This is a genomic window from Actinoallomurus soli (assembly GCF_024055715.1).
Taxonomy (GTDB): Bacteria; Actinomycetota; Actinomycetes; order Streptosporangiales; family Streptosporangiaceae; genus Actinoallomurus; species Actinoallomurus soli.
The window spans coordinates 113963-129792 of sequence record NZ_JAMXMV010000016.1; the positions used below are offsets into that span (position 1 = coordinate 113963).

The 15830-nt window shown below is 71.0% G+C and carries 17 protein-coding genes; 10 read left to right on the plus strand and 7 right to left on the minus strand.

What is annotated here, in order from left to right; translation table 11 throughout:
• Positions 1 to 4: 4 nt before the first annotated feature.
• A complete protein-coding gene (locus tag NDW01_RS31430; RefSeq protein ID WP_252827972.1) occupies positions 5 to 844 on the minus strand; it encodes a L,D-transpeptidase in 840 nt (279 codons plus the stop codon).
• Positions 845 to 1177: 333 nt separating this feature from the next.
• Between NDW01_RS31430 and NDW01_RS31435 the strand changes: the two genes are divergently transcribed.
• The 3 genes from NDW01_RS31435 to NDW01_RS31445 all read left to right on the plus strand — a co-directional run bounded on the left by NDW01_RS31435 (position 1178) and on the right by NDW01_RS31445 (position 5752).
• Positions 1178 to 2836: an FAD-dependent oxidoreductase gene (locus tag NDW01_RS31435; protein ID WP_252827973.1), complete on the plus strand. Its 1659-nt coding sequence runs from the start codon at positions 1178 to 1180 to the stop codon at positions 2834 to 2836.
• The gene (locus NDW01_RS31440) at positions 2833 to 4260 is read left to right on the plus strand and encodes an ATP-binding protein (protein WP_252827974.1); all 1428 of its coding nucleotides are present in this window, start codon (positions 2833 to 2835) and stop codon (positions 4258 to 4260) included. The genes NDW01_RS31435 and NDW01_RS31440 overlap by 4 nt, the downstream gene beginning before the upstream one ends.
• Before the next feature lie 106 nt (positions 4261 to 4366).
• A complete protein-coding gene (locus tag NDW01_RS31445) occupies positions 4367 to 5752 on the plus strand; it encodes an amino acid permease (protein WP_252827975.1) in 1386 nt (461 codons plus the stop codon).
• 100 nt (positions 5753 to 5852) lie between these two features.
• Here NDW01_RS31445 and NDW01_RS31450 read toward each other — a convergent pair whose 3' ends face one another.
• Together NDW01_RS31450 and NDW01_RS31455 are read right to left on the minus strand one after the other, a co-directional pair.
• The gene (locus NDW01_RS31450) at positions 5853 to 6854 is read right to left on the minus strand and encodes a hypothetical protein (protein ID WP_252827976.1); all 1002 of its coding nucleotides are present in this window, start codon (positions 6852 to 6854) and stop codon (positions 5853 to 5855) included.
• On the minus strand, positions 6851 to 7351 hold the full coding sequence (locus NDW01_RS31455) for a SigE family RNA polymerase sigma factor (RefSeq protein ID WP_252827977.1): 501 nt from the start codon (positions 7349 to 7351) through the stop codon (positions 6851 to 6853). Before NDW01_RS31455 ends, NDW01_RS31450 begins: the two co-directional genes overlap by 4 nt.
• A 175-nt stretch (positions 7352 to 7526) precedes the next feature.
• On the opposite strand from NDW01_RS31455, the gene NDW01_RS31460 reads away from it, so the two are divergent.
• Both NDW01_RS31460 and NDW01_RS31465 read left to right on the plus strand, forming a co-directional pair.
• Positions 7527 to 8588: a YihY/virulence factor BrkB family protein gene (locus NDW01_RS31460; protein ID WP_252827978.1), complete on the plus strand. Its 1062-nt coding sequence runs from the start codon at positions 7527 to 7529 to the stop codon at positions 8586 to 8588.
• 23 nt (positions 8589 to 8611) lie between these two features.
• Positions 8612 to 9337: an MgtC/SapB family protein gene (locus tag NDW01_RS31465; protein ID WP_252827979.1), complete on the plus strand. Its 726-nt coding sequence runs from the start codon at positions 8612 to 8614 to the stop codon at positions 9335 to 9337.
• Between the two features lie 15 nt (positions 9338 to 9352).
• Here NDW01_RS31465 and NDW01_RS31470 read toward each other — a convergent pair whose 3' ends face one another.
• Positions 9353 to 9736 carry an STAS domain-containing protein gene (locus NDW01_RS31470; protein WP_252827980.1) on the minus strand — a complete coding sequence of 128 codons (384 nt, stop codon included), beginning with the start codon at positions 9734 to 9736 and terminating at the stop codon, positions 9353 to 9355.
• Positions 9737 to 10093: 357 nt separating this feature from the next.
• Positions 10094 to 11356 carry an APC family permease gene (locus NDW01_RS31475; RefSeq protein WP_252827981.1) on the minus strand — a complete coding sequence of 421 codons (1263 nt, stop codon included), beginning with the start codon at positions 11354 to 11356 and terminating at the stop codon, positions 10094 to 10096.
• A gap of 106 nt (positions 11357 to 11462) precedes the next feature.
• Between NDW01_RS31475 and NDW01_RS31480 the strand changes: the two genes are divergently transcribed.
• Positions 11463 to 11936: an Lrp/AsnC family transcriptional regulator gene (locus NDW01_RS31480; RefSeq protein WP_252827982.1), complete on the plus strand. Its 474-nt coding sequence runs from the start codon at positions 11463 to 11465 to the stop codon at positions 11934 to 11936.
• A 293-nt stretch (positions 11937 to 12229) separates the two neighbouring features.
• On the opposite strand, the gene NDW01_RS31485 is transcribed toward NDW01_RS31480, so the two are convergent.
• Positions 12230 to 13027 carry an ATP-binding protein gene (locus NDW01_RS31485; RefSeq protein ID WP_252827983.1) on the minus strand — a complete coding sequence of 266 codons (798 nt, stop codon included), beginning with the start codon at positions 13025 to 13027 and terminating at the stop codon, positions 12230 to 12232.
• Positions 13028 to 13174: 147 nt separating this feature from the next.
• Between NDW01_RS31485 and NDW01_RS31490 the strand changes: the two genes are divergently transcribed.
• Genes NDW01_RS31490 through NDW01_RS31500 form a run of 3 tightly spaced genes read left to right on the plus strand, consistent with a single transcriptional unit; the run spans position 13175 to position 14304 of the window.
• Entirely contained in the window at positions 13175 to 13975 is an 801-nt protein-coding gene (locus NDW01_RS31490) for a helix-turn-helix domain-containing protein (protein WP_252827984.1), read from the plus strand.
• Positions 13966 to 14148 (plus strand): DUF397 domain-containing protein, encoded by a 183-nt coding sequence (locus NDW01_RS31495; protein WP_252827985.1) that lies wholly within the window; start codon positions 13966 to 13968, stop codon positions 14146 to 14148. The genes NDW01_RS31490 and NDW01_RS31495 overlap by 10 nt, the downstream gene beginning before the upstream one ends.
• Positions 14149 to 14178: 30 nt before the next feature.
• Positions 14179 to 14304 (plus strand): DUF397 domain-containing protein, encoded by a 126-nt coding sequence (locus NDW01_RS31500; RefSeq protein WP_252827986.1) that lies wholly within the window; start codon positions 14179 to 14181, stop codon positions 14302 to 14304.
• On the opposite strand, the gene NDW01_RS31505 is transcribed toward NDW01_RS31500, so the two are convergent.
• The gene (locus NDW01_RS31505; protein WP_252827987.1) at positions 14301 to 15071 is read right to left on the minus strand and encodes a class I SAM-dependent methyltransferase; all 771 of its coding nucleotides are present in this window, start codon (positions 15069 to 15071) and stop codon (positions 14301 to 14303) included. The two genes, NDW01_RS31500 and NDW01_RS31505, sit on opposite strands and share 4 nt — an antisense overlap.
• A 226-nt stretch (positions 15072 to 15297) precedes the next feature.
• Between NDW01_RS31505 and NDW01_RS31510 the strand changes: the two genes are divergently transcribed.
• Positions 15298 to 15774, plus strand: a complete 477-nt coding sequence (locus NDW01_RS31510) for a winged helix-turn-helix transcriptional regulator (protein ID WP_252827988.1) — start codon at positions 15298 to 15300, stop codon at positions 15772 to 15774.
• Positions 15775 to 15830: the final 56 nt, after the last annotated feature.

Here is a 15830-nt window from a genome sequence, read left to right on the forward strand (position 1 = left end):
GCCCCTAGGCCGTGACGACGACCGGGGTGCCGAGGGGGACTTCGGACAACTTCTTCAGCGCGTCGGCGGGCACCCGGACGCAGCCGTGCGTGACCGCCTTGCCGAAGACGGACGCGCTCGGCCAGCCGTGGAACGCGACCGTGCCGGGACCGCCGCCGAACGTGTCGAGCGTCTCGGAGTGCGCGCCCACCGGCAGGATGAGCGGGCTGTAGGTCTTCTTGGCCGGAGCCAGGGAGGCCAGCAGGAAGGTCCGCCCGACGGGGGTCGGCGTCTTCGCCGCCCCGACCGCGACGGTCCAGGTGCCGAGCTTGTGGCCGGACCTGGTGAGCGTCAGCCGGCGCGCCGAGGTGTCCACCGCGATCTGGTACGGGCTGTGGGCGGTGTCCAGGCCGACCGTCTCCGTGGGGATCCAGCCGGTCGAGTGGTTCGGCCGGCTGGGCAGCAGGACGCGGTCCCACCCCGGCTTGGTCTCCACGACCGGCACCCAGGTGGGGCTGCCGAGCTGGGTGCTCGGCAGCGCGGCCACCGCCGGCCCCCCGGCCGTCGCGGACACGGGCACGGCGGCCTTCGGGTGCACGACCGTGCCGTCGGCCATCGCGTCGGAGGCGTCCTGCCCGAGGCCCTTCAGCGTCGTGTACGTCGTCGCCTGCGGCAGCTTCCCGATGGACTTCGCGGCGGGCGCGTCGCCGGCCGGGGCCGGCTTGTGGCTCTTGCCGCCGCAGCCGGTCACCGACAGCGCGACGGCCACCGTGACCGCGGCGGCCGCGGTCAGGCGGCGCGCGCGCACCGGCGGGTGCGCCGTCGCCGCACGGTCACGGCGAACGCGGTTGAAACGATCGGTCACGAATACTCCCGAAGATCGTGTTACAGGGGGGGAGGCGAGCGAACATCTCGCGAGACCGTTGATCTCGGAGGGAAGCCACATAACTACCACAGGTAACCATGCGCCCGTCAGTAACTCTCGGAGATCGTTTGACAACAGATGCCGACGTGCGGAGATAACGCTGGATATCGGCACCGTCACCGGACGGTGACAAACCCCTCACCCCGGGAACCCGCTCCAGGTTCCGCGCTCCGGGCGCGGTGTCCGCCACCCGGCGTACGGCAACGGCCGCGCCGGTGCGCGCGGGCGGACCGGCCCTCCCCCGGACGGCCGCGAACTGGAATGATTCGTCCCATGAGCATGCCGATCCTGATGACGGTCGACGACGACCCGTCGGTGTCCCGCGCCGTCGCCCGTGACCTGCGGCGGCGGTACGGGAACGACTACCGCGTCGTACGGGCCGACTCAGGCGCCGACGCGCTCGACGCGCTGCGCGAGATCAAGCTGCGCGGTGAGGCCGTCGCCGCGATCCTGGCCGACTACCGGATGCCGAACATGAACGGCATCGCCTTCCTCGAGCAGGCGATGGACCTGTTCCCGCACGCCCGGCGCGCGCTGCTGACCGCGTACGCCGACACGGACGCGGCGATCCAGGCGATCAACGTCGTGGACGTCGACCACTACCTCCTCAAGCCCTGGGACCCGCCGGAGGAGAAGCTCTATCCGGTGGTGGACGCGCTGGTGGAGACCTGGTGCGCCGTCGGCGACCGGCCGGTCGAGGAGACCAAGCTCATCGGGCACCGCTGGTCGCGCCCGTCGTACGAGCTCCGTCAGTTCCTGGCCCGCAACTCGGTCCCCTACCGCTGGTACTCCGTGGACGAGCCCGAGGCCGCCCGGCTGCTCGAGGCCGCGGGTGCGACCGCCGACGAGATCCCGGTGGTCATCACCCCGGACGGCAAGGCGCTGCGGACGCCGACCGGCTCGGAGATCGCCTCCGCCGTCGGGCTGTCGACCGTGCCGGCCGCCGAGTTCTACGACCTCGTCGTGATCGGCGGTGGCCCGGCCGGGCTGGGCGCCGCGGTGTACGGCGCGTCGGAGGGCCTGCACACCGTCCTGGTGGAGAAGAAGGCCACCGGCGGGCAGGCCGGGCAGAGCTCCCGGATCGAGAACTACCTCGGCTTCCCCGACGGCGTCTCCGGCGCGCAGCTCACCGACCGCGCGCGCCGCCAGGCCGCGAAGTTCGGCGCCGAGGTGCTCACCGCGCGGGACGTCGTGGGGTTGACCGCCCGGGGTCCCGCCCGGGTGATCACCTTCGGCGACGGCACGGAGATCGCCGCGCGGGCGGTCGTCCTGGCCACCGGCGTGTACTACCGCGCCCTGGAGGCCGAGGGCGTGGAGCGGCTCACCGGGCAGGGCGTGTACTACGGCTCGGCGTCCACCGAGGCCCCGGCCTGTCAGGGCAAGGACGTCTACATCGTCGGCGGCGCGAACTCCGCCGGTCAGGCCGCGGTGTTCTTCTCCCACCACGCCCGTTCGGTCACCCTCCTCGTACGCGGGCCGAACCTCGAGCGCTCCATGTCGCACTACCTGATCGAGCAGCTCCGGGACATCCCCAACGTCCACGTCCGGGTGCGCACGACCGTCGAGGCGGTCGACGGTGACGAGCACCTGGAGCGGGTGACGCTCCGCGACGCCGACACCGGGCAGACCGAGACGCTGCCGACGAACCACCTGTTCGTGTTCATCGGCGCGGCGCCGCGTACGGAGTGGCTCGGGGAGACCGTCTTCCGGGATTCGCACGGCTTCGTGTGCACCGGTCCCGACCTGCTGCACGAGGGGCGCCGCCCGGCGGGCTGGACCCTGGACCGCGATCCGCTGTACCTCGAGTCGTCCGTCCCGGGGGTCTTCGTCGCCGGTGACGTACGCTCGCAGTCGGTCAAGCGGGTCGCCTCCGCCGTCGGCGAGGGCGCGATGGCGGTCGCGCTCGTGCACCGGTACCTGGAGGAGCGTTGAGCACCGAAACCCTCACCCCGGACGAACTCCGCACCCTGTTCCTGTTCGAGGGGCTCTCCGACGAGCAGCTGGCCTGGGTGGCCGCGCACGCAGGCGTCGAGCACCACCCGGCGCGGGAGCGGGTCATCGCCGAGGGCGACCCCGCCACCTGCTTCTACGTGCTGCTGTCCGGCACGCTGCGCATGTGCCGTACGGTCCACGGCGACGAGGTGGAGCTGATCCGCACCGAGCAGCGCGGCGTGTACTGCGGCGCGACCGAGTTCCTCATGGGACAGCGGGGCGACCAGCGCTACTCCGCGTCGGTGTACGCCGTCACCGACCTGACGTTCCTCACGCTGCCGGCGGCGGAGCTCGGCGAGCGGTTCGTCGCGTGGTTCCCGATGGCCGCGCACCTGCTGGAGGGGATGTTCCTCGGCCGGCGCAACACCGACGCGATCGTGGGCCGGCGCGAACGGCTGGTCGCGCTCGGCCAGCTGTCGGCCGGGCTGACCCACGAGCTGAACAACCCCGCCGCCGCGGCCGTGCGGGCGACGTCCGCGCTGCGCGAGCGCGTCGCCGGGATGCGGCAGAAGCTGGCGCTGCTGGCCCGCAACGACATCGACCCCGACCTGCTCGAGCGCCTCATCGACATCCAGGAGCTCCTGGTCAAGCAGGTCGGTGACGCGCCGCGGCTGTCCGCGATGCAGACCGCGGACCGGGAGGACGAGCTGGCGGACTGGTTCGACGAGCACGACATCGGCGACGGCTGGAACCTCGCCGCGATCTTCGTGCCGGCGGGCATCACGGTGGAGCGCCTGGAGGAGGTGCGCACGGCCGTCGGCCCGAACGACCTGAACACCGCGCTGCGCTGGCTCGGTTACGCCGTGGAGACCGAGACGCTGATGGGCGAGATCGAGGACGCCACGACCCGGATCTCCGCCCTCGTCGGCAAGGCCAAGCAGTACTCCCAGATGGACCGGGCCCCGTTCCAGTGGGTCGACGTGCACGACGGCCTGACGTCCACGCTGGTCATGCTCTCCGGGAAGATCGGGCACGGGGTCCGGGTCGTCAAGGACTTCGACCTGTCGCTCCCGCAGATCCCGGCGTACGCCGGCGAGCTCAACCAGGTGTGGACGAACCTGATCGAGAACGCGCTCGGCGCGATGGGCGGCGAGGGCACGCTGACGATCCGCACCGGCCGGGACAACGACCGCGTGCTGGTGGAGATCGGCGACACCGGGCCGGGCGTCCCGCCCGACCTGCGGGAGCGGATCTTCGAGCCGTTCTTCACGACCAAGCCGGTCGGTGAGGGCACCGGGCTGGGGCTGGACATCTCCTGGCGGATCGTCGTGACCAGTCATCACGGCGACCTGCGGGTCACGTCCGAGCCGGGCGACACCCGCTTCCAGGTGTTCCTGCCGCTCACCGAGCAGCCCGAGACCTGACGGGTTTCAAACCCCTTCGAGCTGGACAGACAACCCGGAATCACCTCATAAGCTCCTCTGAGCCTGCGGTGGAACGGTCCAGGTGTGTTTGCGACAGGAGGGGTAGATGGCCGACAAGAGCCTCCAGCCGGGGTTGAAGAACCGGCACGTCGGCATGATCGCCATCGGTGGCGTCATCGGCGCGGGCCTGTTCGTCGGGTCGGGAGCGGGCATCCATACCACCGGCCCGGCGATCCTCGTCTCGTACGCCATCGCCGGGCTGCTCGTCGTCCTCGTCATGCGGATGCTCGGCGAGATGTCCGCCGCCTCCCCCGACACCGGCTCCTTCTCGGCCTACGCCGACCGCGCGATCGGCCGCTGGGCCGGCTTCACGATCGGCTGGCTGTACTGGTGGTTCTGGGCGGTCGTCCTGGCCGTCGAGGCGACGGCCGGCGCCAAGATCGTGCACGGCTGGATCCCGGCCCTGCCGCAGTGGCTCCTGGCCCTCGCCCTGATGATCCTGCTCACCGCCACCAACCTGGTCTCGGTGGGCAGCTATGGCGAGTTCGAGTTCTGGTTCAGCTGCATCAAGGTCGCCGCGATCGCGGTGTTCATCGTGCTCGGCCTCCTCGCGATCTTCGGGGTGCTGCCCGGCACGCACGCCGTCGGCATGAGCAACCTGACCGGGCACGGCGGCTTCTTCCCGCACGGGTACGGCGCGGTCGTCACCGGCCTGCTCACCGTGGTCTTCGCGTTCATGGGCAGTGAGATCGTCACGATCGCGGCCGGCGAGTCCCGGGACCCGGGCCGCGCCGTGACCCGCGCCGTCAACAGCGTGATCTGGCGGATCCTGGTCTTCTACCTCGGCTCCATCGCCGTCGTCATCACGCTGCTGCCCTGGAACGCGAGCAACGTGGCCAAGAGCCCCTACGTCGCGGTCCTCGACCGGATCGGCATCTCCGGAGCCGGCACCATCATGGACGTCATCGTCCTCACCGCCGTGCTGTCCTGCCTGAACTCCGGCCTCTACACGGCCTCGCGGATGGCGTTCTCGCTGGCCGAGCGCGGCGACGCCCCCAAGGTGTTCGGGGCCACCACGGCCCGCGGCGTCCCGCACGTCGCGATCTGGGTGTCGGTGGCCTTCGGGTTCGTCGCGGTCATCTTCAACTACACCAGCCCCGACACCGTCTTCCTCTTCCTGCTGAACGGCTCCGGCGCGGTCGCGCTGTTCGTCTGGACCGTGATCGCCGTCTCCCAGCTGCGGATGCGCCGCCGCCTGGAGCAGGAGGCGCCCGACCGCCTGCCCGTGCGCATGTGGCTCTTCCCGTATCTGACCGTGGCCACCATCGCCGGCATCGTCGCCATTCTCGTGACGATGCTGTTCGACAAGAGCGGTCGGCCGCAGGTGCTCTGGTCGGTCGTGGTGGCGGCCGTCATCGTCATCGCCGCCTTCATCCGCCACGGCCTCCCCCGTACGAGCGAACCGGCCGAAGCGGTCCCCGCCGAACGCTGACCACCGCACCCGCCGCCGGCACCGGGCCCGCAAGGGCATCTCGGCGGCGGCGATCCCGGCCAGGGGTGGCCTGGCCGGGATCGCCGGTCGACAGGGCAGGTCAGAGCTTGCCGGCGGTGATGTCGGCCAGGCTGACCCGGGTCACCGCGTAAGTGGCGGCAGGGGTGATCTTGCCGGCCGGGCCGGTGGCTGCTGCCCCCAGCGGGATGCCGGTCTTGGCGTTGATGGTGATCGCCTCGTGGCGGGCCGGCCCCTTATCGGCCTTGGGATCGATCTTGGCCTTGCGGCCGCCCCCCTCGTACCCCACTTCGGCCGCGCCGGCGGTGAGGGTGAGCGTGGGCCGGCCGCCGGCGGTGCCACGGGTGACGGTGATGCCGGGCAGCGCGGACACCAGGCGCAGCACCCCGGCCCGTGCCTGGGGGTTGCCGGAGCCCGCGATCAGCGCGTCCTGACAGTTCTCCCAGACGTAGTTGTCGATGTGCAGCCCCCCGGCCGACCTGTTCTTGACCTGCGCCGAGAGCCAGGCCGGGACCGGGGTTGCCTCGGGCCAGGCCATCTTCAGCAAGGCGGTGTCCAGGTCGCCCTTCACCGCGTAGGTCGCCGCGGCGACCTCCCGCCGGAACATGCCGTCTCCCTGGTCGTTGTTCTTCTTGACCTCGGCCGGCAGGCCGGCCTTCGTCCGCGAGAAGAAGTACCGGCCGTCGTCGGTGAACAGGTCCCAGACCGTGACGCTCGTGTGGTCCGACGTCGCCGTCTTGCGTTGCACCAGCGTGGCGTCGCCGGCGGGCCGCGGCTCGGCGGCGACATCGGCGGCCAGCTTCACCAGTGGCTGCTGGACGACGGCCGATCCGGGATTCGCCGGGTGCGCGCGGCCGGCCTGAGCCGTTCCGGCCGGCTTGGACGGACCGATGCCGGCCACGCCGATGGCCGTCACCGCCGCGACCGCGACGACGCCGGCCCCGATGCCGCCCCGGACGATTCGGTCGCGGCGGCAGGCCCGGTGGGCGCGATGCTCAATGGCCGGCACGTCCGGGGTGAAGGGCTGTTCTGCGACCAGGTCGCGAAGCGCCGAGCCCAGGCGCTCTTCGGTCGGGGAATTCATAGGGGCGACTCCTTGTGCTTCAGGCAGCCTCCGAGCGTGTTCAGCGCCCGGGCGGTCTGGCTCTTCACGGTGCCCTCGCGACACCGCATGACGGCAGCGGTCTCCCGCTCGCTCATCCCCTCCAGGTAGCGAAGGACGACGGTGGCCCGCTGCCGGGCCGGGAGGGTCAACAGGGCGCGTAGCAGATCGGCGCGGTTGACGACCTCGTCAGAGACGTCGGGGACGGCGACCTCGGGATGGTCGGTGCCGGCACGTACGGGCAGTCCGCCATAGCGTTGCCAGTGTCGGTTGAACTCGTTGATCAGGATGCGCTTGACGTAAGCGTTCCGGTTGTCGGCTCGTTGTACCCGCCGCCAGTGGCGGAAGGCCTTGACGAACGTCTCCTGTACCAGGTCGTCGGCCAGGTGCCAGTCGCCGCACAGCAGATACGCGGTGCGATGGAGTGAAGCCGCGCGGCCGGCGACGAACTCCCGGTACTCCTCTTCGGGGCGACTCATTGCCTCCAGCTTTCGGTGGTTCGTACTCATCCAGAGGCCGGGGCCCGCCGAAAAGGTTCGCAACGAGATTTCATCCCGTCGGTTTTCGGCTTGACGTCCGGGAATAGGTTCCGTCAGACGGGAATGATGCGGCGACCGGACAGCTTCAGCCGATCGCGTGAGGAAGACCTATTCGATGAAGAAGTCGGCCGTCGGCGAATCCGCCGGCACCCCCGAGACCGACACCCCCGAGGCCGGCCGTTCAACGGCCGAGACCTCCGAAACCGAAGCTCCAGAGAACACTGAGAAGGGCACTCCCGAGGAGGAGGCTCCCGAACCCACCGACCTCGGCGTTCGCTGGTGGTGGTCGGCGCTGCGCCGCACCGTCGGCGAGGTGCAGCGCGACGAACTCGTCGATCGGGCGGCGTCCCTGACCTACTACGGCGTCCTGTCGGTGTTCCCGGCGCTGCTCGTGCTGGTGTCGCTGCTCGGCCTGGCCGGCAAGAACACGCTGCAGCAGCTCATCGACGAGGTCGGCAAGGCCGCCCCGGGGCCCGTACGCCAGCTGGCGATCAACGCCCTGACCCAGCTGCAGAACGGCGCCGGCATCGCCGGTGTCGCCGGGCTGATCAGCCTCTTCGTGGCGCTCTGGTCGTCCTCGGGCTACATCGCCGCCTTCATGCGGGCATCGAACGTCGTCTACGACGTTCCCGAGGGCAGGCCGCTGTGGAAGACGCTGCCGATCCGCCTGGGCATCACGATCGTCATGCTGGTCTGCCTGACCGTGACGGCGGTGACCGTGGTCGTCACGGGCGGCATCGCCCGCCGCGTCGGCGACCTGATCGGAGCACAGTCCGCGACCGTCACCGTCTGGGACATCGCCAAGTGGCCGGTGCTCCTGCTGATCGTGAGCTTCATGTTCGCGCTGCTGTACTGGGCCTCCCCCAACGCCAAGCAGGGCTTCCGGTGGGTCAGCCCCGGCGGCGTCCTCGCCGTGGTCCTCTGGCTGGTCGTCTCGGCCGGATTCGCCGTCTACGTCGCGAACTTCGGCTCGTACAACAAGACGTACGGCAGCCTGGCGGGCGTCGTCGTCGCGCTCATCTGGCTGTGGATGTCCAACCTCGCGATCCTGTTCGGCGCGGAGTTCAACGCCGAGCTCGAACGCAGCCGCGCCATCGAGGCCGGTCTCCCCCCGCGGGAGGAGCCGTACGTCGAGCTGCGCGACACCCGGACAATCAAGGATGACGAGGCGCCTTGAGCTGCGCGTTCTAGCCTGGGACGGTGACGGCGGCCTTCGAGATCGGTGAGCCGGCGGGCCAGGGATGGGCGCAGGTCGGCGCGCTGGCCCTTGCCCTGGCCCTGTCGGCGGCGATCGGGATCGAACGCGAGATCCGGCACAAGAGCGCCGGATTGCGCACTCACACCCTGGTGGGCTTCGCCGCCGCCCTGATCGTGCTGGTCTCGAAGTACGGTTTCACCGACATCCTGGGCCCGCACGTCACGCTGGACCCGTCCCGGGTCGCCGCGCAGATCGTCACCGGGATCGGGTTCATCGGCGGTGGCCTGATCTTCGTACGGCGCGACGTGGTCCGCGGCCTGACCACCGCCGCCATCGTCTGGCTGACCGCCGCCGTGGGCATGGCGGCGGGAGCGGGCCTCTGGCTGCTCGCCATCCTGGTCACGGCGGGGCACTTCCTGGTGGTGTTCGGCCTGACCCCGCTGGCCGCCCGGCTACCACGGTCGAAGTACGCGCAGTCGCGCCTGCGCCTGGCCTACCGCAGCGGGCGCGGCGCGCTGCGTGAGGCTCTCGCCCGGTGCACCGGCCGCGGTTTCACCGTCAGCGAGCTGTCGATCGAGGACCGGGGCGAGGACGAGGATCCCCGCGTCGTCTCGGTCTGGCTGTCGGTGCACGGCACCGGGCCGGTCAACGAGCTGGCCGCGCTGCTCTCGGAGATCGAGGGCGTCGTCGCGATCTCCTCCGATGACGCCAACATCCCACGGGAGTGACGCTCCCCCTAACGGTCAGCCCTGCGGCGCGGACGTGCGGTCGCCGCGGTGCGGGTGGCGTTCGAGCGCTTCGCGGACCGTCGGCTGGATCGGGATCGTCTGGTCGACGCCCGACATCTGCAGCAGCCGCGCCATGCGGTCGGGAACGGCCGCCAGCGTGAACGACCCACCGGCCTCACCCGCCCAGCGGTGCAGCATGATCAGGGCGCTGAGGCCGCTGGAGTCGCAGAAGGGGACGCCGGACACGTCGAGGATCAGGTGCGGATGGCCGTCGCCGCCCGCACCGCGCACGGCGGTGCGGAACCCGCCGCTGGTGTAGAGGTTCAGCTCACCCTTGACGGTGAGGACAGCGATGGGCCCGCTGACGTCGGTGACGTCAACGTCCAGATCCTTCACCATCGGACACCTCTTTCCTAGGGCGGGCGTGCTGCCGATGATAGGTCAGGGCTTCCCCCGAAGGGCGGCCCCACACGTTTCCGGGCCGCCGGATCACCGCTCCCCGGAGCGCGCCCCAGAAATCTCGGGGGACCGGGAACAAGGGCGTCGTCCGCTCCGTTACACCTCTCGTGGCCGATGTGCCTGGTGTCCCCGGGCCTCATCTATCGCCTTCGCGGAATACCGTTCGGCTGGAGCCGCGTTGTGCCTTTCGCCGAGAGGCGACCCGCACATCGGTACACATGCTGCGACGGCCCTGCCGGGATTCCCGGCAGGGCCGTTCGTCTTCTCCGGGCTACCTCCGGGTCCGCCGGCGGACGGTCAGGGCGGCGCCCACCGCCAGCGCCGCGGGCAGGACGAGGTAGGCACCGCACGACAGCAGCACCAGGCCGGTGAAGACGGTGGCCGCGCGGCGAGCGCACGGCCGCGGCGGTCCTCGCGGGGCAGGAGGCGGACGGCCGCGGCCGTTCCGACGACCGTGACGGCGGCCAGGCAGGCGGCGGTGGCCCGCATCAGCGTGTCGAGCCCGATCCCGTACGGAACGGCGACGGCGGTGACCAGGCCGGTGAGCGCGGCCAGCAGTCCCAGGCTGCGGTGCGGCACCCGCCCGGCCGCCGCCCCCTTGGCCAGCGGCGCGGGCAGGGCACCGTCGCGGGCGAGGGCCGCGCCGAGCCTGGCCCCGCCCGCGATGTAGGTGTTGACGGCGATGAAGCCGAGGATGACGGCGACGACGCCGGTGGCCGTCCGGGCCCCGCTCCCGATGCCCTCCTGCAGAACCAGGGCGAGCGGGACCGGTGAGGTGGCGGCCCGCCCGCCGAGGACGCCGAGCACGGTGACCACCAGCCCGAGGTACAGCACGCCCACGATGAGCAGGGTCAGCGCCGTCGCGCGGAGCATCGACCGGCGCGGGTCGGCGAACTCCCCGGACAGGTGGCTTGCCGCCTCCCACCCCGCGAACGCGAAGAACAGCACTCCGGCCGCGTGCACCACGCCGAGCGCGCCGTGCGGGGCGAACGGCGTGAAGTTCCCCCACGACAGTCGCGGTCCCGCCGTGACGATGGCGGTGGCCAGCAGCGCGGCCAGCCCGCTCACCAGCACCAGCTGAACCCGGCCGGACATGCGCAGCCCGCCGTGGTTGGTCGCGAACGCGGCGGCCAGCAGCCCGACCGCCACCACCACCGCCCAGGAGTGATCGAGACCGACGGCGGAGGTGACGTAGTCCCCGCCGATGCGCGCCCCGGCCAGGGTGCCCACCGGAACGATGCCGAAGAACCACCAGCCGACGATCGCCGCGACCCTCGGCCCGAACGCCCGCCCGGCGAACGTCGCCACCCCGCCGCCGTCGGGGTACCGCGCTCCGAGCGCCGCGAACGTCAGCGCCACCGGCGCGCTCAGGATCAGCAGGGCCGCCCAGGCCAGGATCGAGGCCGGCCCGGCCGCCGCCGCGGCCAGGTGCGGCAGCGCCAGCACGCCGGGCCCCAGCACGGCCCCGACGAACAGCGCCGTCCCCTGCGCCGTACCCAGCCGGTGCTCGCGCGCCGGAGCGGCCGCCCCCGCCGGTCCGTTCCGCGTCGACAGCGCCACGTCGTCTCCCCCCTGATCGAACGAAACGCCAAGACGCTAGCCATTCGACCGGCCTAAACCGGGGTTCACCGAACATTCGTCCGAAATCAGGACCAGAATCATGGCCATGGACGAACTAGACGTCGAAATCGTGCGCCTGCTCCAAACGGATGCTCGGCAGTCCAACCGGGAGCTGGCCCGCAGGCTCGGCATCGCCCCCTCGACCTGCCTGGAGCGGGTCCGGACGTTGACCCGCCGCGGGGTCATCCGCGGCTACCACGCCGACATCAGCCTGGCCGCCCTCAACCGTGGCGTACAGGGCCTGGTCGCCGTGAAGCTGCGCGTGTCGAGCCGGCCGTTCATCGACGCCTTCCAGGAGTTCGCGTCCCGGCTCCCCGAAGTGCTGAGCGTGTTCGTCATCTCCGGCGACGACGACTTCGTCCTGCACGTGGCGGTGCAGGACCTGGACCGCCTGCACGCGTTCCTCATCGACCGGCTGAGCAAGCGCCGGGAGGTCGCCGGATTCCGTACGTCGGTGGTCTTCCAGCAGGTCGGCAACCCGGTCCTCGACCGCCTCGACGACCCTCACCCGACCCCCTGAGGCCCCCGAGCCCACGCCCCGCTTCTCACCCGCCCACGCCGCCCCGACAGGCCGATCGCGACACCGACGCCCGGATCGGTCGGCCGCGGCATACAGAAGTCTCGGCAAGCGCAGCGTCCGCTGCCCGCTTCCCCACCCTTTGCCCCGTCTGCGATGTCGCGTTCAACGAACCGGATGCTCGCCCACCGCCGGCACCGAGCGGCGAACGCCGTGCGGAGCGATGCCTTGCCGCCGTTGTACACGGGCGAACCCGGCCATTCGGACGGCCGGCCGACGACACCGGCGGCAACGAGTCAACAACGGTCGCTCTCGTCCACGGCGTCGAGGTCGGCGCAGTGGCGGACGATCCGTTCCACCACCTCGACGCGGTCGTACGGCGAGTGGCGGACGACGCCGAGACCGGGCGCACGGTAGGAGATCGAGCCGTCGCGCACCCAGACGTGCATTCCGGCGCGGACGCAGATCACGGCCATGCCGTAGCCGATGGCCAGTTGCAGCGGGCCGAGGCCCCGGGCGGCGAGCAGAGCGTGGATCTCCTCCGCCGTCCGCCGCGCGGTGCACGCGCCCGGCGTGACCAGGCCGGCGGGCACGGGCACCGTGAAGTAGACCGCCTTCCCGAGCACCGGCCCGGCGCCCAGCCGCGACCGCGTCCGGTACATGCCCCACTCGCCGCCGTACTCCGTCGTCAGCGCGTCCACCACCTCGAAGCCGCGCCCGCCCTCGGCGTCCGGCGGCGGCCGCAGCCGTCCGTCCGGGACCGGCCCGCGCCACGGCGCCGAGTCGTAGACCGCGAACACGACCTCCGGCCGCGCCCGCCACCGCAGGTACGCCCACAGCTCGGGCAGCCCGGCGATCGGCGGGCACGCCGGGACGACACCGCCGTACGCGTGCACGTGGACGTTGGTCGCAAGCTCGGAGAGGGCGACGGCGGCGTCGTACGTCGTGACGGCGGGCATCCGCAGCTCGCCGAACACCGCCTTCAGCACGCTCCGCGCGAACCGGGCCCCCGTGGGGTCCGGCGGAAGAGGCCAGGCGGCGCACCCGCCGGCCGGTACGACCTTCGGATCGATGCCGCCGATCGCTGTCTCCATGGCTCACCTCGCCGTCCGCTGTCGAAATTCCTTTCCACAGCCTCGCCAACGGACCTCACTTCCAGTAATGACTCGCTCTACACTCCGTTACATCTCGGCCAACCGGCCCCCGCCGGTTGCGAACACCGGCCAACGGAGGAGCCCCCCATGCCGCGTCACCCGAACCCTCTGGACCCGTCCTCGTCCCCCCTCGCCCTCTTCGGCGCGGAGCTGCGCTTCCTGCGCGAGCGCGCCGGCCTCACCCAGGACCAGGCCGGAACGAAGGCCAACTACAGCGGCTCCCACATCGGCGCGGTCGAACGCGCCGAGGACATGCCGCTCCGGAAGTTCGCCGAGCGGATGGACGACGTCCTCGACGGAAACGGCGTCCTGCTCCGCCTCTGGGACGGCCTCCTCAAGCGCAGCGTCCACCCACCCTGGTTCGACTGGCCCGTCCACGAGTCCGCCGCCGACCTGCTGCGCAGCTTCGAGCTCGCCCTGGTGTACGGCCTCCTTCAGACCGAGGCGTACGCGCGGGTGCTGCTGCAGGGCGACGAGCAGAAGGTGTGCGCCCGGTTGGCGCGTCAGGAGGTCCTCCGGCGCACCGAGCCGGAGCCGCCCTACCTCTCCTGCGTGCTCGACGAGAGTGTGCTCTGGCGCAAGGTCGGCGGTCCGGAGGTGATGCGCGAGCAGCTCCAGCACCTGGTCGCGGTCGTCTCCGACAAAGTCAGCGTGCAGATCCTCCCCTGCGGAGCGCACCGCGGCGTCAACGGGTCGTTCGTGCTCGCGACCGTCGACGATCGGCGGGAAGTCGCGTACGTTGAAACGGCGGCGCACGGGATCACGACCGGCGAGCCGGCCGACCTGGCGAGGCTGACCAAACGGTTCGAGTCGATCCGGTCGCGGGCGCTGCCGGTCGACCAGTCCCTCAACCTGATCACGAGGACGGTGAAGGAACGATGGAGCTGACCACCACCCCCGAATGGCGCACCTCCACCCGCAGCGGCGACAACGGCGGCCACTGCGTCCAGGTCACCCTCTGGCGCAAGGCCAGCCGCAGCGGCGACGACGGCGGCAACTGCGTCGAGGTTGCGCTGCTGTCCGTCACCGGCGGCGACCCGGTCCCCGCCGACCGCGCGTAGCGACCTTCCGTCACCAGGACGGCGAGCACCATGGATCCGACCACTACGCCCGAGTGGCGCACGTCCACCCGCAGCGGCGACAACGGCGGGGCCTGCGTCGAAGTCGCGGTGCTGCCGGTCACCGGCAGCACCACCGCACCCGCCGACCGCGTCTAGTCGTCCGACCCGGTAGCCGGTGGCGGCACCTCGACGACGAAGAACAGGAAGCAGGGTTTGGTCGAAAGGTCCTGAAAGTCGTCGGGGAACAGTTCCCGGGCGGCCGGGTCGGGCTGCGGCTCGCTGATGGCGGAAAGACGGAAACCGGCGGTGGTGAGGGCATCGATCATCGCGTGCAATGACTTGCGCCAGAACCTCATCGGGACGGACTGCCCGTTGAACGTCCAGTCGAAGGTATAGCTGGTGGTCGCGAAGTAGTCGGGCCGAGGGTCCTGGAACGTGTAGGCCACGAAAGGGTGGTCCACCGACGCGATCAGCCGGCCGCCGGGCCTGAGCACTCGCCGCACCTCGGCCAGCGTCGGCCCCCAGTCCTCCAGGTAGTGCAGCACCAGTGAGGCGACCACGTCGTCGAACGCGCCGTCGGCGAACGGCAGGCCGTCCCTCAGGTCGACCACGTGCAGGTCCGCGTCGTCACCGAGCCGCCGCCTGGCCAGCGCCAGCATCCCGGCGCTGGCGTCGATGCCGGTGACGACCGCACCGCGGTCGCGCAGTGCGGCGGACAGGGGGCCCGAGCCGCAACCGGCGTCCAGGACCCGGCGGCCGGCCACGTCTCCGGCGAGGGCCAGCATCGCGGGCCGCTCGTAGTACGCGTTCACGAGGTTGTTCTCGTTAACCGCCGAGTACGCCTCGGCGAAACCGTCGTAGTCATTCACCCGGTCCCGGTCTGCGGACTGGGCGAGGCCTTCAGGCACGTCAACGCGGTCCATCGTCGCAGCCTAGTAGTCACGTGATCCACCGAACATCGGCTTGGCGACGCTGGTACCGGGAGCTCGGACAACCTCCACAAATCGAACGACCGGGTGGCCTGTCGTCTCCTAGCGGCGTCCGTGGTGGCGGAAGGTGAGGTGCCGCATCGCCTGATCCATGCAGGTCGCGGGACACCTGGTAGTAGGCTTCGCTAACTAGTTGTGTTTCGAGACTACTGGAGGCGTTGTGGCCGACCGTACCGGGCACGTCACGTTTCAGCATGGCCAGGCGTTCCTCGCCACGATCTCCGAGCGGTGGAACTACCAGATCCTGCGGGAGGTGTTCTTCGGCGTCCGCCGGTTCGGCGAGCTCAAGCGCGCCCTCGGCATCTCGGCGAACATCCTCACCTCGCGGCTGAACGACCTGACCGAGCTGGGGCTGCTGTCCAGGCGCGCCTACCGGTCCGACAAGCCGTGGTACGAGTACGAGCTCACCGAGGCCGCCCGCGAGTTGGTCGTCCCGGCCATCGTGACGATCACCCGGTGGGCGGAGGGCCACGCGACCGGAGAAGGCGAGGCACGCCGCCCCTTGGTGCACACCACCTGCGGCAGCGAGACCGACCCCTACCTCGCCTGCAGCGCCTGCCACCAGCCGATCGTCGCCTCGACCCTCGTTCCGCTGGACGCACAGGAGGGGAGACCGGCCGCGGAGTCGTCACAGTGAAGCAGTAGTTGCATCTCAGAACTAGTAGCAATATCGTACTAGCAATGAACGCTTTC